The 20,626-nt window shown below is 68.7% G+C and carries 21 protein-coding genes and 1 tRNA gene; 16 read left to right on the plus strand and 6 right to left on the minus strand.

The features are described 5' to 3' along the window. The first annotated feature begins 59 nt into the window (after nucleotides 1–59). The 5 genes from AB4070_RS01635 to AB4070_RS01655 are packed head-to-tail and all read left to right on the plus strand — an operon-like array spanning nucleotide 60 to nucleotide 6,008. On the plus strand, nucleotides 60–1,613 hold the full coding sequence (locus AB4070_RS01635) for a carboxyl transferase domain-containing protein (RefSeq protein ID WP_441978634.1): 1,554 nt from the start codon (nucleotides 60–62) through the stop codon (nucleotides 1,611–1,613). Between the two features lie 11 nt (nucleotides 1,614–1,624). Beyond that, entirely contained in the window at nucleotides 1,625–3,556 is a 1,932-nt protein-coding gene (locus tag AB4070_RS01640; protein WP_441978635.1) for an acetyl/propionyl/methylcrotonyl-CoA carboxylase subunit alpha, read from the plus strand. A gap of 2 nt (nucleotides 3,557–3,558) precedes the next feature. Next, complete coding sequence (locus AB4070_RS01645) at nucleotides 3,559–4,707, plus strand: acyl-CoA dehydrogenase family protein (protein WP_441978636.1); 1,149 nt, start codon at nucleotides 3,559–3,561, stop codon at nucleotides 4,705–4,707. Between the two features lie 9 nt (nucleotides 4,708–4,716). Further along, complete coding sequence (locus AB4070_RS01650) at nucleotides 4,717–5,205, plus strand: MaoC family dehydratase (RefSeq protein ID WP_061015221.1); 489 nt, start codon at nucleotides 4,717–4,719, stop codon at nucleotides 5,203–5,205. Beyond that, complete coding sequence (locus AB4070_RS01655; RefSeq protein WP_441978637.1) at nucleotides 5,202–6,008, plus strand: HpcH/HpaI aldolase/citrate lyase family protein; 807 nt, start codon at nucleotides 5,202–5,204, stop codon at nucleotides 6,006–6,008. Before AB4070_RS01650 ends, AB4070_RS01655 begins: the two co-directional genes overlap by 4 nt. Here the strand turns inward: AB4070_RS01655 and AB4070_RS01660 are convergent, their stop codons facing one another. The 3 genes from AB4070_RS01660 to AB4070_RS01670 are packed head-to-tail and all read right to left on the minus strand — an operon-like array spanning nucleotide 6,009 to nucleotide 7,557. Then, nucleotides 6,009–6,596 (minus strand): histidine phosphatase family protein, encoded by a 588-nt coding sequence (locus tag AB4070_RS01660; RefSeq protein ID WP_441978638.1) that lies wholly within the window; start codon nucleotides 6,594–6,596, stop codon nucleotides 6,009–6,011. Beyond that, complete coding sequence (locus AB4070_RS01665; protein ID WP_441978639.1) at nucleotides 6,593–7,432, minus strand: Sir2 family NAD-dependent protein deacetylase; 840 nt, start codon at nucleotides 7,430–7,432, stop codon at nucleotides 6,593–6,595. Before AB4070_RS01665 ends, AB4070_RS01660 begins: the two co-directional genes overlap by 4 nt. Further along, nucleotides 7,429–7,557: a hypothetical protein gene (locus tag AB4070_RS01670; RefSeq protein ID WP_441978640.1), complete on the minus strand. Its 129-nt coding sequence runs from the start codon at nucleotides 7,555–7,557 to the stop codon at nucleotides 7,429–7,431. The genes AB4070_RS01665 and AB4070_RS01670 overlap by 4 nt, the downstream gene beginning before the upstream one ends. Before the next feature lies 1 nt (nucleotide 7,558). Here AB4070_RS01670 and AB4070_RS01675 point away from each other — a divergent pair, with 1 nt between their 5' ends. Then, nucleotides 7,559–8,359 (plus strand): TrmH family RNA methyltransferase, encoded by an 801-nt coding sequence (locus AB4070_RS01675; RefSeq protein ID WP_441978641.1) that lies wholly within the window; start codon nucleotides 7,559–7,561, stop codon nucleotides 8,357–8,359. Nucleotides 8,360–8,362: 3 nt separating this feature from the next. Here the strand turns inward: AB4070_RS01675 and AB4070_RS01680 are convergent, their stop codons facing one another. Then, nucleotides 8,363–9,190: an SGNH/GDSL hydrolase family protein gene (locus AB4070_RS01680; RefSeq protein ID WP_441978642.1), complete on the minus strand. Its 828-nt coding sequence runs from the start codon at nucleotides 9,188–9,190 to the stop codon at nucleotides 8,363–8,365. A gap of 147 nt (nucleotides 9,191–9,337) precedes the next feature. Between AB4070_RS01680 and AB4070_RS01685 the strand changes: the two genes are divergently transcribed. Next, nucleotides 9,338–11,080, plus strand: coding sequence for a DEAD/DEAH box helicase (locus tag AB4070_RS01685; RefSeq protein WP_045265279.1), 1,743 nt, complete (start codon nucleotides 9,338–9,340; stop codon nucleotides 11,078–11,080). Nucleotides 11,081–11,227: 147 nt separating this feature from the next. Further along, nucleotides 11,228–12,325: a VIT1/CCC1 transporter family protein gene (locus AB4070_RS01690; RefSeq protein WP_441978643.1), complete on the plus strand. Its 1,098-nt coding sequence runs from the start codon at nucleotides 11,228–11,230 to the stop codon at nucleotides 12,323–12,325. Between the two features lie 114 nt (nucleotides 12,326–12,439). On the opposite strand, the gene AB4070_RS01695 is transcribed toward AB4070_RS01690, so the two are convergent. Beyond that, nucleotides 12,440–12,522: transfer RNA gene (locus tag AB4070_RS01695), tRNA-Leu, on the minus strand. Between the two features lie 111 nt (nucleotides 12,523–12,633). Here AB4070_RS01695 and AB4070_RS01700 point away from each other — a divergent pair. Together AB4070_RS01700 and AB4070_RS01705 are read left to right on the plus strand one after the other, a co-directional pair. After that, entirely contained in the window at nucleotides 12,634–13,929 is a 1,296-nt protein-coding gene (locus AB4070_RS01700; RefSeq protein ID WP_441978644.1) for a M20/M25/M40 family metallo-hydrolase, read from the plus strand. Between the two features lie 41 nt (nucleotides 13,930–13,970). Then, a complete protein-coding gene (locus AB4070_RS01705) occupies nucleotides 13,971–14,795 on the plus strand; it encodes an undecaprenyl-diphosphate phosphatase (protein ID WP_017830635.1) in 825 nt (274 codons plus the stop codon). A gap of 7 nt (nucleotides 14,796–14,802) precedes the next feature. On the opposite strand, the gene AB4070_RS01710 is transcribed toward AB4070_RS01705, so the two are convergent. After that, complete coding sequence (locus tag AB4070_RS01710; protein WP_441978645.1) at nucleotides 14,803–15,651, minus strand: PAC2 family protein; 849 nt, start codon at nucleotides 15,649–15,651, stop codon at nucleotides 14,803–14,805. Between the two features lie 80 nt (nucleotides 15,652–15,731). Here AB4070_RS01710 and AB4070_RS01715 point away from each other — a divergent pair, with 80 nt between their 5' ends. From AB4070_RS01715 to tatA, 6 genes are read left to right on the plus strand one after another with little or no spacing between them, the layout of a single operon-like run. Next, nucleotides 15,732–16,424 carry an HAD family hydrolase gene (locus AB4070_RS01715; RefSeq protein ID WP_441978646.1) on the plus strand — a complete coding sequence of 231 codons (693 nt, stop codon included), beginning with the start codon at nucleotides 15,732–15,734 and terminating at the stop codon, nucleotides 16,422–16,424. Continuing rightward, complete coding sequence (locus tag AB4070_RS01720) at nucleotides 16,421–17,440, plus strand: tRNA (adenine-N1)-methyltransferase (protein WP_441978647.1); 1,020 nt, start codon at nucleotides 16,421–16,423, stop codon at nucleotides 17,438–17,440. The genes AB4070_RS01715 and AB4070_RS01720 overlap by 4 nt, the downstream gene beginning before the upstream one ends. A gap of 10 nt (nucleotides 17,441–17,450) precedes the next feature. Beyond that, entirely contained in the window at nucleotides 17,451–18,362 is a 912-nt protein-coding gene (locus AB4070_RS01725) for a hypothetical protein (RefSeq protein ID WP_441978648.1), read from the plus strand. Beyond that, nucleotides 18,362–19,354 (plus strand): helix-turn-helix transcriptional regulator, encoded by a 993-nt coding sequence (locus AB4070_RS01730; RefSeq protein ID WP_441978649.1) that lies wholly within the window; start codon nucleotides 18,362–18,364, stop codon nucleotides 19,352–19,354. The genes AB4070_RS01725 and AB4070_RS01730 overlap by 1 nt, the downstream gene beginning before the upstream one ends. After that, a complete protein-coding gene (locus AB4070_RS01735) occupies nucleotides 19,351–20,334 on the plus strand; it encodes a helix-turn-helix transcriptional regulator (protein ID WP_441978650.1) in 984 nt (327 codons plus the stop codon). The genes AB4070_RS01730 and AB4070_RS01735 overlap by 4 nt, the downstream gene beginning before the upstream one ends. 44 nt (nucleotides 20,335–20,378) lie before the next feature. Further along, a complete protein-coding gene (gene tatA, locus AB4070_RS01740; RefSeq protein ID WP_021200561.1) occupies nucleotides 20,379–20,615 on the plus strand; it encodes a Sec-independent protein translocase subunit TatA in 237 nt (78 codons plus the stop codon). Nucleotides 20,616–20,626 lie beyond the last annotated feature (11 nt).

Raw genomic sequence — 20,626 nt, forward strand, 5'->3', positions numbered from 1 at the left:
GTGCATGCACCGCGCCAGGGTCCGGCCCAGGGCGGACGTGGGTCGAGGAGGACATCACGATGCCGACATCCCAGGAGTCGCTCGCGCGCCAGCTGCGAGACCGCCTCGCCACCGCCGCGCGCGGAGGACCGGATGCTTCTCGCGAGCGTCACCTGGCGCGAGGGAAGCTGCTTCCTCGCGATCGCGTCGCCAGGGTGCTCGACGAGGGCAGTCCCTTCCTCGAGGTCGCGCCTCTCGCGGCCGACGGCCTGTACGGGGGAGAGGCGCCCGGCGCGGGCGTGATCGCCGGTATCGGTCTCGTTCACGGGCGGCACGTCATGGTGGTCTGCAACGATGCGACGGTGAAGGGCGGCACGTACTTCCCCCTCACGGTCAAGAAGCATCTGCGCGCGCAGGAGATCGCCTTCGAGAACCGCCTGCCCTGCCTCTACCTCGTCGACTCGGGGGGCGCGTTCCTCCCCAAGCAGGACGAGGTCTTCCCCGACCGTGAGCACTTCGGGCGGATCTTCTTCAATCAGGCTCGCATGTCCGCAGAGGGCATCCCTCAACTCGCCGCCGTTCTCGGCTCGTGCACCGCCGGCGGCGCCTACGTCCCGGCGATGAGCGACGAGACCGTCATCGTGCGCGGACAGGGAACCATCTTCCTCGGTGGCCCCCCGCTCGTGAAGGCGGCCATCGGCGAGATCGTGACGGCGGAGGAACTCGGCGGCGGAGAGCTGCACGCACGACGCAGCGGTGTGGTCGACCATCTCGCGGAAGACGACGAGCACGCCCTGGAGATCCTCCGCGACATCGTGGCCACGCTCCCTCCTCCTGCCACCCCGGCCTGGGAGGTGATCGGCAGCCGCGCTCCCTCCGAGCTGTCCAGCCTCTACGACGCCGTCCCCGTCGACGTCAATGCCGCGTACGACGTGCACGAGGTCATCTCTCGGTTGGTCGACGGCGACTCGTTCCTCGAGTTCAAGCCCGAGTACGGCACGACTCTGGTCACCGGTTTCGCCCGCCTCCACGGTCACCCCGTCGGCATCGTCGCGAACAACGGCGTGCTCTTCAGCGAGTCAGCCCTCAAAGGCGCGCATTTCATCGAGCTCTGCGACCAGAGGGGGATCCCTCTGCTCTTCCTGCAGAACATCACCGGGTTCATGGTCGGCTCCGACGCGGAGGCCGGCGGAATCGCCAAGGACGGCGCCAAGATGGTCACGGCCGTCGCCAGCACCCGTGTACCGAAGCTCACCGTCATCATCGGGGGATCCTTCGGAGCCGGGAACTATTCGATGTGCGGGCGCGCGTACTCGCCACGGTTCCTGTGGACCTGGCCCGCCAGCCGCATCTCCGTGATGGGGGGTGCGCAGGCCGCGTCGGTGCTCGCCACCGTAAAGGAGGACCAGCTCTCCGCACGCGGGGGCTCCTGGACAGCGGACGAGCGAGCCGCCTTCGAGGCCCCGGTCCGGGAACAGTACGAGCATCAGGGGGAGCCGTACTACGCGACCGCGCGACTCTGGGACGACGGCATCGTCGATCCCGCTCAGACCCGCGACCTCCTGGGCCTCGCCCTCGACGTCGTCTCCCGCAGCCCGCTGCCCGAACCGCGCTTCGGCGTCTTCCGGATGTGAGTGCCTTGTCCATGAACCCGACATCGACGTCGTCCGGCGTCCCGTTCCACACCGTCCTCGTCGCCAACCGCGGCGAGATCGCCCGCAGGGTGATCCGCACGCTGCGCTCGCTCGGCATCCGCAGCGTCGCCGTCTACAGTGACGCCGATGCGACTAGTCCTCATGTCCGCGAGGCCGATCTCGCCGTGCGGATCGGCCCAGCGCCCGCTGCCGAGTCGTACCTCGACATCGACGCCGTCATCGCGGCGGCTCGCACCGCCGGTGCGCAGGCCATCCACCCCGGCTACGGGTTCCTCTCGGAGAGCGTCGGACTCGCCGAAGCCTGCGAGGAGAGCGGGATCGTCTTCATCGGGCCCTCCGTCGAAGCGCTGCAGATCATGGGAGACAAGGCCCGCGCCCGCGATCACGTGCTGCGGTACGGCGTCCCCGTCGTCCCCGGCTTCGATGCCAAGGGACTGTCCGACACCGAGATCGCCGAAGAGGCCGAGATCGTCGGATATCCGCTGCTGGTCAAGCCCAGCGCAGGGGGAGGGGGAAAGGGCATGGAGGTCGTCGCCGACGCGGCGGGGCTCCGCGGTGCTCTCGCCTCCGCCCGCCGGGTCGCGTCCGCAGCCTTCGGCGACGACGCGCTCATCCTCGAGCGGCTGATCAGACGACCACGGCACATCGAGGTGCAGGTCTTCGGCGACGTGCACGGCACCGTCATCGCCCTCGGCGAACGCGAGTGCACATTGCAGCGACGGCACCAGAAGGTCATCGAAGAGGCCCCGTCAGCGGGGATCCCGGCCGACACGCGCGAGCGCCTGCTCCCCGCCGCGGTGCTCGCCGCCGAGAGCGTCTCCTACGTGGGGGCCGGCACGGTCGAGTTCCTCGTGGATGCCGATGCGCCGGACGAGGTCTTCTTCATCGAGATGAACACGCGGCTCCAGGTGGAGCACCCGGTGACCGAGGAGGTCACCGGACTCGACCTCGTCGCGCTTCAGGTCCGCGCGGCAGCGGGGCTTCCCCTGGATGTCACGCCTCGCCTGCACGGCCACGCGGTCGAGGCTCGGGTGTACGCGGAGGCCCCTGAGCGCGGGTTCCTTCCGTCTACGGGGACGGTGCTCCTCTTCGACCCGCCGCCGGGCGTCCGCGTGGATGCGGCCATCGAGAGCGGCAGCGAGGTCACCGGGTTCTACGACCCGATGATCGCGAAGGTGATCGCTTTCGGCGACGACCGCGCCACGGCGCTGTCACGACTGGACCGGGCACTCGCGAGCACCGTCGTGCTGGGCGTCGAGACCAACATCGCGTTCCTGCGGATGCTGTGCCAGGACGCGCGGGTCATCGAAGGCGATATCGACACCGGCCTCATCGAGAGCCTGCTTCCTCTCGAGACGGTGAAGCCTTCGTCCGCGCAGCTGGCTGCGGCGAGGGACGCCGTTTCGGATCCCACCGCTTCCGTTGGCACCAGCCCGCTGTGGCGTGAGCTGCCCGGGTGGCGCCTGGGGGCCCAGGATGCGCCTCATGCCCCGTTCGTCGCGCTCACGGACGACGGCGACGAGGTCGAGCTCGATGAAGCGTCCCCTTCCACCTCCAGAATGGGTGTGCTCGCCGCTGTCGATGCCGAGGGTGCGGTCTGGGTCGCGGAGGAAGGTCGCACGATACGCCTGCGCCCCCTCGACAGGCGACAGCGGATGCAGCGCCGGTTGTCCGCACGCGATGCGGGATCTGCGGCGACTGAGCCGGAGGGGCGTGCCCCCATGCCGGGCAGCGTCGTGGCGGTGCATGTGGCCGACGGTGACACGGTGTCCGCGGGAGAGGCGCTCGTCTCGATCGAGGCGATGAAGATGGAGCACCCGGTACTGGCACCGCACGATGGTGTGGTGCATCTGCTGGTCGCGGTCGGCGATCAGGTGCGGCGTGACCAGCCGGTCGCCCGTGTGACGACGGAGGAGAGCTGAACATGGAAGACCTGACCGACGAGGAGCGCGAGCTCGGCGCCATGGTGCGCGAGTTCGCCGACACGGTCGTCGCACCGCAGGCCTACGAGGCCGATCGCACGCACACGCTGTCGATGGATGTCGTGCGCCAGATGGGCGATCTCGGGTTGTTCGGTCTGCCGTTCCCCGAGGAGTACGGCGGACAGGGCGGCGACTACATGGCGCTCGGCATCGCGATCGAGGCGCTCGCGCGCGTCGACCAGTCCATCGCGATCACGCTCGAAGCGGGGGTCAGCCTCGGCGCGATGCCGGTGTTCCGCTTCGGCTCGGAGGAGCAGCGCCAGGAGCTGTTGCCCGACCTGCTCGCCGGGCGAGCCCTGGCGGGCTTCGGCCTCACGGAGCCGGAGGCCGGAAGCGATGCCGGTGCGACCAGGACCACGGCGCGCCTCGACGGCGACGAGTGGGTGATCGACGGCTCGAAGCAGTTCATCACGAACTCCGGGACCCCCATCACACGGTTCGTCACGGTGACGGCGGTGACCGGCAACGCGGATGGGCGCAAGGAGATCTCCACCATCATCGTGCCGAACGGGACGCCGGGGTTCACGGTCGAGGCACCCTACGACAAGGTCGGGTGGAACGCGTCGGACACGCATCCCCTCACCTTCGATGGCGCACGGGTTCCCGCCGCCAACCTGTTGGGCACGCGGGGGAGCGGCTTCCGCAGCTTCCTCAGCATCCTCGACGAAGGGCGCATCGCGATCGCGGCCCTCTCGACCGGCGCCGCCGAGGGATGCCTGGAGGCCGCTGTCGAATACGCCAAGAGCCGCACGATCTTCGGGGCTGCACTGAGCACGCGGCAGAACGCGCAGTTCACTCTGGCCCGCATGCGCGCACGGGTGCACACGGCGCGACTCGCCTGGCATCACGCGGCACGACTCCGAGACGCGGGCAAGCCGTTCGCCGAAGCCGCGGCCATCGCGAAGCTGGTGGCAGGCGAGGCGGCCATGGACAACGCGAGAGACGCGACGCAGATCTTCGGCGGCAACGGCTTCATGAACGAATTCCCCGTGGCCCGGCACTACCGCGACTCCAAGATCCTCGAGATCGGAGAGGGCACGACCGAAGTGCAGCTGCTGGTCATCGCCCGCGGTCTCGGACTCGCCGGGTAGCGTGACGGTATGAGCACGCACGACGTCGTCCAGAGGGGCCTGTACTACGAGGAGTTCGAGACCGACGCCCGCTACCTGCACCGCCCAGGACGAACCGCGACCGAAGCCGACAACGTGCTGTTCACCACCCTCACCATGAACACGCAGGCACTGCACCTCGATGCGGCTTTCGCCGACGGTCAGGAGCCGTTCCGCGCGCGACTGATGAACTCGATGTGGACGCTGTCCACGATGGTGGGTTCGTCCGTCGCGCAGCTGACGCAGGGGACCCTCGTCGCACAGCTCGGCTTCGGCGATGTCGCGTTTCCGCATCCGCTGTTCGCGGGCGACACCCTCTACACCGAGAGCACGGTCGTCGAGAAGCGGCTCTCCTCCTCCCGACCGGGGCAGGGGATCGTGAAGATCGCCCACACCGGCCGGAACCAGGACGGCACCGTCGTCGCCACGGCCGTCCGCTCGGTGCTCGTCCACTGCCGACCGGAAGGATCCCCCGCATGACGTTCGACCTCGGTCCGGCGCTGTTGTTCTGCCCTGCCGATCGGCCGGAGCGCTTCCGAAAAGCCGCGGAGCGGGCTGATGCGATCATCCTCGATCTCGAGGACGCGGTGCTCCCGGAGTCGAAGGACGACGCGCGCAGGAACGTGATCGCCGCCGATGTCGACCCCTCTCGAGTGGTCGTGCGGGTCAACGCCCCCGACACCGAGGCCTTCGCCGCAGACCTCGCGGCGCTGGCTCAGACCGACTTCCGCACCGTGATGGTGGCGAAGACCGAGCGTGCGGACAGCTTGTCGGCGTTCGACGAGAGGTACTCGCTGATCGCCCTGTGCGAGACCGCCCGCGGAGTCCAGGCAGCCGACCACATCGCCGCACATCCGCAGGTGTCCGCGTTGATGTGGGGGGCCGAGGATCTTGTTGCGTCCCTTGGAGGCACGTCCTCGCGGAACGCGGACGGGGCGTATCGGGACATCGCCCGGTACGCCAGAGCACGCGTCCTCCTCGAAGCCGGCGCGCACGGCAAAGCAGCCATCGACGCCGTGCACATCGACCTCGACGACCTCGCTGGACTCGAGGAGGAGGCGATCGACGCCGCCGCTTCGGGATTCCGCGCGACGGCCTGCATCCACCCGAACCAGGTGGCGACGATCCGTGCGGCGTACCGTCCGGACGACGCGCTCCTCACGTGGGCGCGCGCCGTGCTCGCTGCGGCCGAGACGCAGCGCGGCGTGTTCCGGTTCGACGGGCGGATGATCGACGAGCCGGTGCTCCGTCATGCGCGTTCCGTCGTCTCCCGCGCCGGCTGATCAGAGGACCGGCGACTCCTCCAGCAGACGGAGATAGCCCGGCGCCGCGACGAACCGGTGCGCCGAGCCGTTCTGCAGCACCTCGCCGTCGCGCGGGAGAGTGCCGCCGGAGACGTGGTCGATCACGGCGCGGATCACGCCACCATGAGCGACGACGATGACCGACTCCGCGCGCGGGGAGGACCGACGCCGCGCTTCGCGGGCGATCGTGTTCAGTGCCTCGATCGCGCGATCGCCCACCTCGCGCAGCGACTCCGCACCCGGGACCTCCGCATGCCAGTCGCCATACGTCGCGATGTAGTCGGGGACGAGCATGCCCTCGCCATCGCCGAACTCGCGTTCGCGGATGTCGGGGACGACGCCGGCGACTTCCAGTCCCAGGCGCTCGGCGATGATCTCCGCGGTCTCCTTCGCGCGCAGCAACGGGCTCGTGTAGACAGCGTGATGGGTTCCTGCCGCGAGCTTCTCCGCGGCCCATCGTGCGTCTTCGCGTCCCTTCTCATTCAGGGGGATGTCTGTGGAGCCCTGGATACGTCGAGCGAGGTTCCAGTCGGTCTGACCGTGGCGGACGAGGGTGAGGTGGGTCACGAGAGGAGTTCCTGGAGGGCGGGGAGCACGTCGCTGGTGCCCGCGGCGATGGTCACATGCGCCCAGGCATCCGCGCGCGTCGGCTCACGGTTGACGATGATCAGGGGGATGTTGCGCCGTCGGGCGCGCTCGACGAGGCGGACACCGGAGTTCACCACCAGCGAGGAGCCCGCGACGATCAGCGCCGAGCTCGAGCGCAACAGCGACTCCGCTGCGCGGAAGCGATCCTGTGGCACATACTCGCCGAAGAACACGACGTCGGGCTTGAGCATGCCTTCGCAGACGGTGCACACGGGGATGACGAAGCCTTCCGTGCTCTCCGGGAGCACGTCGCCGTCGGGGGCGAGAGCGACGTTCTCCGGCACGGTGATCCAGGGGTTGAGTTCCTCGATCTGTACGGCGATGTCGCGGCGATCGAAGACCTGACCGCACTGCAGACACAGCACACGACGCATGGTTCCGTGGACCTCGATGACGTGCGAGCTTCCGGCCCGCAGATGCAGTCCGTCGACGTTCTGGGTGATCACGCCGGACACATTCCCCGAGGCTTCGAGCTGCGCCAGGGCGATGTGACCCGCGTTCGGTTCGGCTCTCGCGAAGGCGCGCCAGCCCAGGTGCCCGCCGACCCAATAGCGCCGGCGCGCAGCCTCGTCACCCAGATAGGTCTGGATCGTCATCGGATCGCTGCGCGTCCTGGCGCCTTCGCCACGATAAGCGGGGATACCGGAGTCGGTGGAGATGCCGGCGCCGGTGAGGAGTGCGATGCGCTTCTCGCGCAGCAACTCGGCGGCGTGGGCGATGGTGGCCGACAGCTCGGCGGGATTGGACACGCTCACAAGACCTCCTCGAGCGAGTCTACGGTGCCGTGACCGCCCAGGGCCTCCACGAGAGCCGCCGACGCAGGAGCGAACGCCTCAGCGAACGGTGCAGCGCCGTGTCCGGACGGTGGCAGAGTGGACATCGTGGATCTCCTGCCTGTGACCGACGCCGCCGACCGACGTCTCGACGACTACCGCGGCCTCACCGATACCGCACTACGAGCCCTGTCGGAGCCGTCTGGGGGGCTCTACATCGCGGAATCGACGAAGGTGATCGCGCGCGCGGTCGCCTCCGGCCACCGTCCCCGCTCCCTCCTGGTGCAGGAGCGCCGGGTGGACGACATCCGGGCCATCGTCGGCGACCTCGACGTGCCCGTGTACGTCGTCCCGGACGAGGTGGCGGAGGCGGTGACGGGCTTCGCGGTACACCGCGGAACCATCGCGTCCATGCACCGACCAGAGCTGCCCTCCGTCCGGGAGGTGATCGACGGCGCTTCCCTCGTCCTGATCCTGGAGAACATCGGGGATCACACGAACGTCGGAGCGGCCTTCCGTGCCGCAGCAGGTCTCGGTGCCGACGCGGTGCTGGTGTCTCCTGGCGGAGCCGATCCGCTGTACCGTCGCAGCGTCCGTGTCAGCATGGGCACCGTCTTCCAGGTGCCGTGGACCCGCATCCCGGACTGGGAGTCCGCGATCGCGGATCTCCACGCCGACGGCTTCGACATCGCCGCGCTGGCGCTGCGCGACGACGCGGTGACGCTCGACGCGTATGCCGCCGAACGCCCGCCACGTGTCGCCCTGGTCATGGGGTCGGAAGGCGACGGACTATCGCGCGAAGCCATGGACGGGGCGGACACCGTGGTAACGATCCCGATGTCCGGTGGGGTCGATTCCCTCAACGTGGCATCAGCGGCAGCGGTCGCCCTCTGGGCGATGAAGGCCTGACGCTCAGTCCCTCCCGGGAAGGACGACAGGGGAGGGCTCCGGACGCTTCGCGGCGAGGTTATCGCCGGATGACTGGTGACGGAGCCTTCTGAGCACCCACGGAACCAGGTGCTCCCTGGCCCAGCCCAGGTCTTCCGAGCGCGCCTCTCGCCAGGTGCGCAGCGGGAACGGCTCGGGTTGCATGGCTTCGAGATCGTTCGGCACGTTCAGGGCGCGCAAGGCCATGCGGGCCACCTCGTGGTGGCCGAGCGCGTTGTAGTGCAGTCGGTCATCGTCGAAGAAGCGCATGTCCTGCACGACCTTGAGCGCCCACTGATCGGCCACGATGCAGTCATATCGCTCGGCGATGGTGCGGATGTTCTCGTTGTAGATCGCGACCTTTCCGCGGAAGGCGCGGAAGACCGGAGTGAAGGCGGTGTCGATGCCGGTGAACAGCAGCACGGCGGCGCCGGTGGAGGACAGCCGGGCGACGGCGTCTTCGAGCTGGCTCGCGATCGCATCAGGGTCGGTGCCGGGACGGATCACATCGTTGCCGCCCGCACAGATGGAGACCAGGTCGGGGCGCAGTGCGACGGCCGGCTCGATCTGGTCGGCGACGATCTGGGCGATCAGCTTGCCGCGGACGGCGAGGTTCGCGTAGGCGAAGTCGTCGACCTGCGCGGCGAGCACCTCGGCGACGCGGTCCGCCCAGCCGCGGTGGCTCCCCGGATTCGCCGGATCGGGGTCGCCGATGCCCTCCGTGAACGAGTCGCCGACCGCGACGAATCGGCGCCACGGGTGCGCGGTGTCGTTCGGGATGTAGGGGGTCCGAGTCGAATCCTGATCGGTCATCCAGCTCTCCTTCGCGAACGATCAGCGACGCGGCGGTGACCGCGACGCAGTGACCGAGCCTACCCGCAGGCCGCGGTGCGGGGCAGGGCACGCGCGGGAATCGCGGGGAGTGATCCGGTGTCCCCGGCAGCGATTATCGTGGACTCGATGCTCTCTCCGTCCTTTCCTCAGCGTGCCCCATGGGGAACCGCGAACAAGCTGCGTGCCTGGCAGCAGGAGGCCCTCGAACAGTACTTCGCAGCGGATCAGCGCGACTTCCTCGTCGCCGCCACACCCGGCGCAGGCAAGACCACGTTCGCACTCACCCTCGCCGTCGAACTCATGCGCATGGGTGAGGTCAACCGCATCATCGTGGTCGCACCGACCGAGCATCTCAAGACCCAGTGGGCGGACGCCGCGGCACGCGTGCACATCCGCCTCGACCCGCGCTTCCGCAACAGCGACTGGGCACCGGCACGGCACTATCACGGTGCCGTCGTGACCTACGCGCAGGTCGCCGCGAAGTCCTCGGTGCACCGGCATCTGACGGAGGACGCCAAGACCCTCGTGATCCTCGATGAGGTCCATCACGGCGGCGATGCGCTGAGCTGGGGCGACGCCATCCGAGACGCGTACGGGCCCGCGAAGAGGCGCCTGCTGCTGTCCGGCACGCCGTTCCGCAGTGACACGGCACCCATCCCGTTCGTGGAGTACCACCCGGATGAGTCCGGCGCCCGCATCTCGCGCACCGACTACAACTATGGCTACGGTCGGGCGCTGGCCGACGGCGTCGTCCGGCCCGTGCTCTTCCACATGTACGCGGGCAAGATGCGCTGGCGCACCACCACCGGCGACGAGCTCGAGACGCACCTGGGCCAGGACAACACCAAGGACGTGACGTCGCAGGCGTGGCGCACGGCGCTCGACCCCGAGGGCGAGTGGATGCCGGCCGTCCTGTCGGCCGCGGACAGACGGCTCACGGAGATCCGCCACCACGTCCCCGACGCCGGTGGTCTCGTGCTGGCGACCGACCAGACGGTGGCGCGCGCCTACGCGAAGATCCTGCACAGCATCACGGGCCAGCAGGCCACGGTCGTGCTCTCCGACGATGCGACGGCGTCGGAGCGGATCGAGAAGTTCAGCGCCAACGATTCCCGGTGGATGGTGGCGGTGCGCATGGTGTCGGAGGGCGTCGACGTACCGCGTCTCGCCGTGGGGGTCTATGCGACGTCGTCCTCGACTCCGCTGTTCTTCGCTCAGGCCATCGGCCGGTTCGTGCGAGCCCGACGTCGTGGCGAGGCCGCGAGCGTGTTCCTTCCGCAGGTCCCCGTGCTCATGGGGCTTGCGAACGAGATGGACAAGCAGCGCGACCATGCGCTCGACCGCCAGTCGAAGGAAGACGACGGCCTGGAGGATTCGCTGCTCGAGAGTGCGAACCGTGAGGAGGAGACCTCGGACGCGCTGACGCAGGAGTTCACCTACCAGGCGCTCTCGTCCGTCGCCCACTTCGACCGGGTGGTGTTCGAAGGCCAGGAGTTCGGACAGCTGGCTGAGCCGGGGACCCCGGAGGAGGAGGAGTTCATCGGCTTCCCCGGTCTCCTCGAGCCCGAGCACGTCCATGAGCTCCTCATGCAGCGCCAGTCCCGCCAGTCCCGCCTGCGGGAGGCGCGAGAGGCCTCCACACCGCCCGACGAGTCGACGACGCTGCCGCCGCCCCTTCACCGCACCCTCAAGGAGCAGCGGCAGCTGCTGAACAGCCTCGTCGGTCTCTACGCGCGTCAGAAGGGCGAGCCGCACGGCGCGGTGCATGCCGAGCTCCGCCGCATCTGCGGGGGACCGGCGGTCGCGCAGGCCACCGTGACGCAGCTGCAATCGCGCATCGAGGTTCTGCGAAAGCGCGTACGCTCCTGACGTGATCTGTTCCATGCCCGCGCAGGGACAGCGCTTCGGATCCCCGAAATGCTGTCAATCCGCGTCTGGGTGAGGTCGCGCTGAGCGTCCGCGGATAGCGTTGAACGGTTGCCCACGTACTGGGCGACCGCCATCTCTGGAGGATCCATGACAGCCCCCGCTGCCGCCACCCCGACTCCCGCCGATCGTCGGCGCTGGGCGCGCTACCTCGTCGAGGAGCGCGCCGAGGGCGCCGTCTATCAGAAGCTCGCCGCACGCAGAGAGGGCGAGGAGCGCGACATCCTGCTGAGCCTCGCCGAGGCGGAACGTCGCCATGAGCAGCATTGGCTCGATCTCCTCGGCGAGGAACCGAGGCGTCTGCCCCGCGCCGGGGTCCGCTCGCGCCTCCTCGGATGGATGGCCGGTCGTTTCGGATCGATCTTCGTGCTCGCCCTGGCACAGAGCGCCGAGGCACGGTCGCCCTACGATTCGGAGCAGTACGCCACTCCGGCCATGAGGGCTGACGAGAAGGTGCACTACGAGGTCGTGCGCGGGCTCGCTGCGCGCGGTCGCAGACGGTTGTCCGGTTCGTTCCGCGCGGCTGTGTTCGGCGCCAACGACGGTCTGGTGAGCAACCTTGCACTGGTGCTCGGGATCGGCGCCACGGGGGTGAGTTCCGGCTTCGTGCTCTTCAGCGGGATCGCCGGTCTCCTGGCTGGCGCGCTGTCGATGGGAGCAGGCGAGTTCGTCTCGGTGCGTTCCCAGCGCGAACTGCTCGCGGCGACGGAGGCCAATGAGGACGCACACGCATCAGCGGGAGATCTCGACATCGACGAGAACGAGCTCGCTCTCGTCTATCGTGCCCGCGGCATGGCGCAGGAGGAATCCCTCGCGCGTGCACGCCGCATCGTGAAGGCGGCGCAGGCCGGCGTGCGTCAGGCTGCGACCGGTCCCGTGAACGTCCAGCGAGGCGATGACCACGAGATCGTCGGCAGCGACTGGACGGCGGCCATCTCCAGCTTCCTGCTGTTCGCCTCCGGTGCGATCATCCCCGTGCTGCCCTGGATCTTCGGGCTTCAGGGCACTACCGCGATCGTCGTCGCCCTCGTGCTCGTCGGCATCGCCCTCCTGAGCACCGGCGCGATGGTGGGGGTGCTGTCCGGGGGCCCGCCTCTTCGTCGAGCGCTCCGCCAGCTCGCCATCGGATTCGGGGCTGCGGCGATCACCTACGCGCTCGGCGTGCTGTTCGGCGTCGGCGCAGCCTGACCGATCCGCCATCCGGCGGGTGGGCTGCGTGCCCGCCGGATAGCGGAAGACGAACCCGATCGCGGAACGCGAAGAAGGCCCCGGATCCTGGGATCCGGGGCCTTCTTCTTCCTGTGCGCGGAGGGGGACTTGAACCCCCACGCCCTTACGGGCACTACGACCTCAACGTAGCGCGTCTACCATTCCGCCACCCGCGCAGGTTTTGGATGATCGTTGCCGACCGAAGAATGACATTACCATGTCCTCCGCGGCCTCTCGAACCGAGGCGCACGCCCGGGCGTGGCGCGACGTTTCGATAGCCTGGACCCATGACTGAACCGTCCCTCCCGGAGGTCGTCCGCATCGCGAGCGACCTGATCCGCTTCGACACCTCCAACTTCGGCGGCGGCAACGCGAAGGGCGAGCGGGAAGCCGCGGAGTATGTCGGGGCCTACCTGGAGGGACTCGGACTCGAGGTCGAGTACTACGAGCCGATCCCGCGCCGCACGAACGTCATGGCACGCGTGGCGGGACGCGACAGGGACAAGCCCGCACTCGTCGTGCACGGGCACCTCGACGTCGTCCCCGCCATGGCCGAGGGCTGGAGCGTCGACCCGTTCGCCGGACTGGTGCAGGACGGGATGCTCTGGGGCCGTGGAGCCGTGGACATGAAGAACATGAACGCGATGATCCTCACCTCGGTCGCCGAGATCCTGCGTGCGGGGGAGAAGCCGGAGCGCGACCTCGTTCTCGCGTTCTTCGCCGACGAGGAGAACGGCGGGGTCGAAGGGTCGGCGCTCGTCGTGCAGAATCGCCCTGACTGGTTCGAGGGTGCCACGGCCGCGATCAGCGAGGTCGGCGGCTACTCGATCACAGTCGACGACCGCCGCGCCTATCTGCTGCAGGTGGGGGAGAAGGCCCTGATCTGGATCCGCCTGGTGGCGAAGGGACGAGCGGGCCACGGCAGCCGCCTGCACGACGACAACGCGGTCACGAAGCTCGCTGAGGCCGTCGCCGCGATCGGACGCACCCGGTGGCCGATCCGCCTGACTCCGACCACCAGAGCGCTGCTCGAGGGACTGAGCACGCTGTCCGGCCGCAGCGCCGACGACCCTGACGCCCTCGCCGCAGCCGCAGGGCCCGCCGAGGCCTTCCTGCGCTCCTCGTTCCGCACGACGACGAACCCGACGGCGCTGACGGCGGGCTACAAGCACAACGTGATCCCGGAACGGGCGGAGGCGCTCATCGACGTGCGCGTCATCCCCGGGACCGAGGACGAGGTGCTGGCCGAGCTCCAGCAGATCGTCGGCGAGGAGATCGTGATCGAGACGGTCGTCCGGGACATCGGAATGGAGACGCCCTTCGAAGGGGATCTCGTGGAGGCGATGGTCGCCAGCATCGGCCGTCATGACCCCGGGGTCCCGGTGATCCCCTATCTGCTCGGTGCCGGCACCGACAACAAGGCGTTGGCGTACCTCGGGATCACGGGCTACGGCTTCGCACCCCTCAGGCTCCCGGCCGACCTCGACTTCACAGGCATGTTCCACGGAGTCGATGAGCGAGTACCCGTAGAATCGCTTGTCTTCGGCCAGCGGGTGCTGACCGATCTGCTGCGCACGTACTGAGCGCCGCGCGCTCCGTGCCTCCTCCGACCTGAAAGCCCTCCATGCACCTGCTCGAAGCACTGATCCTCGGCGTCGTCCAGGGACTCACCGAGTTCCTCCCGATCTCCTCCAGCGCACACCTGCGCATCCTCGGGACGTTCCTCCCCTCGGGTGAGGACCCGGGCGCGGCATTCACCGCGATCACCCAGATCGGCACCGAGGCCGCGGTCGTCGTGTTCTTCTGGCGCGACATCGTACGCATCGTGACCCAGTGGTTCCGCTCCCTCGTGGGGAAGGCGCCTCGCAACGATCCGGACGCGAGGATGGGCTGGTTGATCATCATCGGCAGCATCCCGATCGTGGTGCTCGGCCTGCTCTTCCAGGACCAGATCGAGACCGTGCTGCGCTCGATGTGGATCGTCGCGGTCATGCTGATCGTCTTCGGAATCCTGCTCGGTGTGGCCGATTACGTGGGGGCGAAGCGCCGCAAGCTCGACGACCTGACCTACCCGCACGGCATCGCGTTCGGGTTCGCGCAGGCACTGGCCCTGATTCCCGGCGTCTCCCGTTCGGGCGGAACCATCACCATGGGCCTGTTCCTGGGCTACGAGCGCGCCGCGGCTGCGCGTTATGCGTTCCTGCTGGCGATCCCGGCGGTGTTCGGCAGCGGCTTCTACCAGGTGTTCAAAAGCTGGGACGAGCCCTCGTTCTTCTCCTTCGGCGATACCCTTGCTGCGACCGGCATCGCGTTCGTCGTGGCGCTCGGCGTGATCGCGTTCTTCATGAACTGGATCTCGAAGCGGAGCTTCCTGCCGTTCGTGATCTACCGCATCCTGCTGGGCACCGTGCTGCTCGTGCTGCTCGGCACCGGCGTGATCGCCGCCTGAGCGCGACTCAGCGCTTGCGGTCTCCCGGACCGTCGTCCCGTCGACGGAGATAGCGCTCGAAGGCCTGGGCGATCGCGTCTCCCGAGGCTTCGGGGGAGTCCCACGTGTCGCGCGTGCGCTCGAGCTGGCGGATGTACTCCGCCATGTCCTCATCCTCGGAAGCGGCGGCATCGATGGACGCCTCCCACGCGGCAGCCTCCGTCCGCAGCGCCTGACGGTCGACATCCACGCCGGTGAGCTCCTCGAGCCGGTCCAGCAGCGCGAGGGTCACCTTCGGCGAGGGAGTCGCCGATGCGACGTAGTGCGGCACACTCGCCCACAGGCTCGCGGTGGGGATTCCCGCGTTCTCGGCGAAGTGCTCGAACACCGTGAGGATTCCCACCGGCCCCTCGTACATCGATCGTTCCAGGGCGTGCGCCTCGCGCACCTGCTCGTTCTGGCTGGAGGCGAAGATCGATATCGGCCGGGTGTGCGGCACATCGGAGAGCATCGCACCGAGTGTCACCAGCCCGGTGATGTCGTCGCGCAGCGCGACGTCGATGAACTCGGAGGCGAACGCCTGCCACGTGCGCGCGGGCTCGGCGCCGGTGAGCAGCCAGATCTCGGGACCGGGACCGGGATCGCGCGGACGCCACAGTCCTGCCTCCGGCCAGGTCAGCTGGCGTCGCCCCTCGGCGTCCATGCGTGTCGATGGGCGCGTGTACTGGTAGTCGAAGTACAGCTCGGGGTCGACGGAATGCACGAGGTCGTACTCTGAGGATTTCCGCAGTGCCTCGATGGCGCCGCTCGCTGCTTCACCCGCATCGTTCCAGCCGTCGAAGGCGGCGATGACGATGCGCGGACCGAGAACATCCATCGAGGCTCCCTTCGAGATGGCGGTCGTGATCCTTCCAGGCTAGTCCGCGGAGGCGGGATGCGGGCGGCACCACGGCTAGCATGGGTTCAGTGAGCAGAAAGCCCAGCGCGGTCCTGTGGGACATGGACGGAACACTCGTCGACACCGAACCGTATTGGATGGCGGCCGAGACGGCGCTCGTCCAGTCGTTCGGAGGCTCCTGGACCCATGAGGATGCACTGCAGCTCGTGGGAAGCGGCCTGATCGACAGCGCGGTCATCCTGCAGAACGCCGGAGTCGCCATGGAAGCCGAGGCCATCGTCTCGCATCTGACCGACGTCGTGCAGGAGTCGCTGCGCACCCAGGGCGTCCCGTTCCGCCCCGGTGCGCGCGAACTGCTCCGCGACCTCCGCGACGCGGGGATCCCCACAGGACTGGTGACGATGTCGTTGCGTCGCATGGCGCTCAACGTGGTCGACCTGATCGAGTTCGACGCGTTCGACATCGTGGTCGCGGGCGACGACGTGGACAACCCCAAGCCCCATCCGGAGCCCTACCTGCAAGCAGCCGCTCTTCTGGACGTCGACATCGCCGAGGTGATCGTCATCGAGGACTCGCCGACCGGGGTGCGGGCAGGCCTCGCCTCGGGCGCGCTCACCCTCGCCGTCCCGCACATCGTGCCCCTCGACCACCTCGGCGCTCACGAGCTTTGGGACACGCTGGACGGCCGGGGCGCGATCGACCTCACCGACCTCTACGACAGCCGCGCCACCGCGACAGGAGCCGCCCGATGACCGAAGCCAGCCCGAACCGGCCGAGTGGCCCCTTCCGCGCCGGCGATCGTGTGCAGCTCACCGGGCCCAAGGGGCGTCTGCACACCGTGACGCTCCGCGAGGACGGCGAGCTACACACGCATCAGGGTGTGCTGCGCCACCGCGACCTCATCGGGCTTCCCGACGGCTCCGTCGTGGCGAACAGCTCGGGGCACGACTATCTGGCGCTGCGTCCGTTGCTGCGCGATTTCGCGATGTCGATGCCACGCGGAGCGGCGATCGTGTACCCGAAGGACGCGGCTCAGATCGTGATGCAGGCCGACATCTTCCCCGGCTCGGTCGTGGTCGAGGCAGGCGTCGGTTCCGGCGCTCTCTCCCTCTCGCTCCTGCGCGCTGTGGGGCCGGCGGGAACGCTGATCTCCTTCGAACGCCGCGAGGACTTCGCCGATGTCGCACGCGGCAACGTCGAGACGTTCTTCGGGGAGCGCCCTGACACCTGGCGTGTCGTGGTCGGCGATCTCGTGGAAGCCCTTCCCCGCGAAGTCGCGCCCGCCTCCGTCGATCGCGTGGTCCTCGACATGCTCGCTCCGTGGGAGTGCATGGACGCCGTCGCCGATGCGCTGACCCCCGGTGGCGTCGTGCTCTGCTACGTGGCGACAGCCACTCAGCTCTCCCGCGTGGCGGAGTACATCCGCGCCACGGGCCTCTTCACCGAACCCGATGCCTCCGAGACGATGGTTCGCGGCTGGCACGTGGAGGGCCTCGCCGTGCGGCCTGATCATCGCATGGTCGCGCACACAGGTTTTCTGCTCACCGCGCGCAGGCTCGCGCCGGGTGCGGTCGCCCCCTCCGTGAAGAGACGTGCTTCCAAGAGCAGCTACGGCGACGAAGACGTCGAGGCCTGGACCCCTGGAGCCGTCGGCGACCGCGAGATCAGCGACAAGAATCTCCGCAAGCGCGCACGGGAGGCCGAGAAGGCTGCGGAAGGGGCGCGCCTTGCCGCGGCATCGCGCGATTCCGGGCACGCGACGGAATAGACTGGAGCGCGTGCGTAAAACGTCCGCCGTTCTGGCCTCCCTCAGCCTCGCCGTCCTCGCCCTGACAGGCTGCACCGCGACCGCATCCGACGGTGTCGCCGCCTGTGATCGCGGTGGTGACGACAAGATCCTGAACGTCGCCGACGTGAGCGGCGACCTCGGTTCGCTGCCTGACGTCGAGGTCTTCGGGCCCGTCAAGTCCGACAAGACGGCCTTCGCCGATGTGACAGTCGGCGATGGCATCGCGCTGGGGTCGAAGTTCCAGCCGGTGGTGCTCGACATCGCGTTCTACGGCGGTGACAGCGGCAAGAAGCTCTACCAGTCCGAGTTCAACGGCGACCAGAGCCGCGTGCACAGCATCGACTACTGGGCGCAGCGCTCCGCCGGTCTGTCCGACGTGCTGGAATGCGCGACCGAGGGCAGCCGGGTCCTCGCCGTGCTCACCCCGGAGGACTTCGGCGAGCAGAACGTCCAGGCGTTCGGACTCGACAAGGGCGAGAACATCGTGGCGGTCATCGACGTGCTCGATGTGATGCCGGCGAAGGCATCCGGCGCGTTGCAGTTCAACGACGCGCGAGGACTCCCCACCGTGGTGCGCGCTCCCGACGGCACGCCGGGCGTCATCATCCCCGACGTTCCCGCCCCCAAGGAGATCACCACGCAGACGCTGATCAAGGGCGACGGTCCGAAGGTGAAGAAGGACGACATCGTCGTCACGAACATCATGGGCGTCGGCTGGGACGACAAGAAGGTCACCACGAGCTCGTGGGGTGCCGACGCCAGCGTCAGCGTGGCCGCCGAACAGCTCGTCGGAGCCACGGTCGGCTCCCAGCTCCTCGTCGTGTTCCCGGCCGCAGAGAACGCTCCGGCCACGGCGGTCGTCGTCGACATCCTGGGCGCAGTGACGGCGCCCACGCCGTGATGGCAGCCCGGATCCCCGCGGAGGAGCGTCTGACGAATCTCGTCGTGGCGCTGATGGCCACGGAGATCGGGTTGACCAAGCAGCAGATCCTCGACAACGTCTCCGGCTACCGGCAGCGCGCCGAGGCCGGCACCCGATCGGATGCGCTCGAGAAGATGTTCGAGCGCGACAAGGACGAGCTGCGCTCGCTCGGTGTACCCATCGAGACCATCGGGGATGCAGCAGACCCGAATGATCTCCGCGAGGCGCGCTATCGCATCCCGCAGGCGGAGTACGACCTCCCCAGCGACATCGAGTTCTCGCCGGCCGAACTCGCGGTGCTGCAGCTCGCCGGAAGCGTATGGAGCTCCGAATCGGTCTCCGGGGACGCACAGTCCGGGGTCCGCAAGATCCGCGCACTCGGCATCGACGGCGACGAGCCGATCATCGGGTTCGCGCCGCGCATCACAGCGCGCGATGCGGCGTTCTCGCCTCTGCAGGATGCGATCGAGCGGTGCAGGGTGGTCACGTTCGAGTACCTCAAGCCCGGAGAGGATGCGCCGCGCCGACGCCGCATCCGGCCGCTGGCTCTGGTCGACTACGAGGCGCGGTGGCATGTCTTCGGCATCGACGTCGATGTGGAAGAGGACCGCACCTTCCTGCTCAGTCGAATCGTCGGGGACGTACGCGTGACTCCCCAGAGCTTCGACCCGACGCTGCGCGACGGTGCGGGAGACCGTGCACTCGCCGGGCTGGAGCGTGTCGCCGCCGAGAACTCGGCCCTTCTGGAGGTCACCCCCGGCACGGAGGCGGCGCTGCGGCTGGGACGACGCGCCTCGCCTGCCACGCAGGGCATCAACGTACCCTTCGTGGACCTGCACATCCTCGCCGACGAGCTCGCCTCGTACGGACCGGAGGTGCGAGTGGTCGACCCTGCACCGCTGCGGGACGCCGTGATCTCGCGGCTGCGTGCCGTCGTGGACGCCCACTCCGGAGCGGAGGAGGCGAAGTGAGCGCGACCTCGAAGCCCCTGCTCGCCGCCGATCGCGTGCGTCTGTACCTCACGCTGGTCCCCTATCTCCTGGAGCACGGACAGGTGTCCCTCGAGGAGGCGGCCGCAGAGTTCGGCGTCACAGCGCAGGAGATGCGCGGGATGGTGGAGAAGCTCACCGTGATCGGGCTCCCCGGAGAAGCGGGGTACTGGCAGCAGCCGCAGGAGATGTTCGACATCAACTGGGACCTCCTCGATCTGGAAGACGTGATCGAGATCACCAACGATGTGGCTCTGCGCCGCGTCCCGCGCTTCACCGCCCGCGAGGCTGCGGCGCTGCTCGCGGGGCTCCAGATGGTCGCAGCGGTCCCGGCCGTCTCGGACTCGGGTCTCGTCGCCGGGCTGATCTCCAAGCTGTCCCGCGGTGCGGCCGACGCGCCCGCCGACGTCGTCGTCGCCCCCAGCGCCGTCGACGAGGTCAGGGAGGCGGTGGCCCGCGGACTGCACGAGGGCGTCGCGATCGCGTTCACGTATCAGGCTCCCGATGCCGCGCCGACCACTCGCACCGTGGACCCGATGCAGATCCTCATCACGAACGGTCAGTGGTACCTCCAAGGGTGGTGCCATCTGCGTCAGGCCATGCGCACCTTCCACCTCGACCGTGTCAGCGCGCCGACGCTCACCGACATCCCGATCACGCATCAGGGCGATCACGTCCCCGAAGCCTTCGCAGGGCTCGAGGAGGAGCGGACCGTCACGGTGCGGGTGCCGGAGAGGCTGGCTCCGCTGCTCGGCGGATTCGTGCCCACCGGAACCACCGACGCGGTGGACGGTGCGGTCACCGCGCAGCTGCACCTCGCGGACCCGCGGGGCATCAAGCGGCTCGCCGCGCGCTTCGGCGGCGCGATGGAGGTGCTGGAGCCGACCGTAGCCCGCGCGGCGACCCGCGAGTGGGCTGCTGCGGGACTCGCGCTCTATCACCAGCCCGAAGCAGAGGTTTGATCTGTAGACTGGATCGAACGCTCACCGACGACGGGAAACCTGACATGTTCGCTGGAATGCAAGGCTGGCACCTGCTGATTGTGCTCGCCGTGATCCTCCTCCTGTTCGGTGCGGCCAAGTTGCCGGCTCTCGCGAAGAGCATGGGCCAGTCGGCTCGCGTGTTCAAGGGCGAGATGAAGGCCATGAAGGACGACGACGCCGCTCGCACCGACTCCGCAGCCGCCGAGCCGACCACGGTGAAGGACTCGGGCATCGACCCTGAGACTCCGCCCCGCGCCTGACCGGCCGTGGC

It is taken from the genome of Microbacterium sp. 2RAF4, assembly GCF_052115285.1.
GTDB lineage: Bacteria > Actinomycetota > Actinomycetes > Actinomycetales > Microbacteriaceae > Microbacterium > Microbacterium oxydans.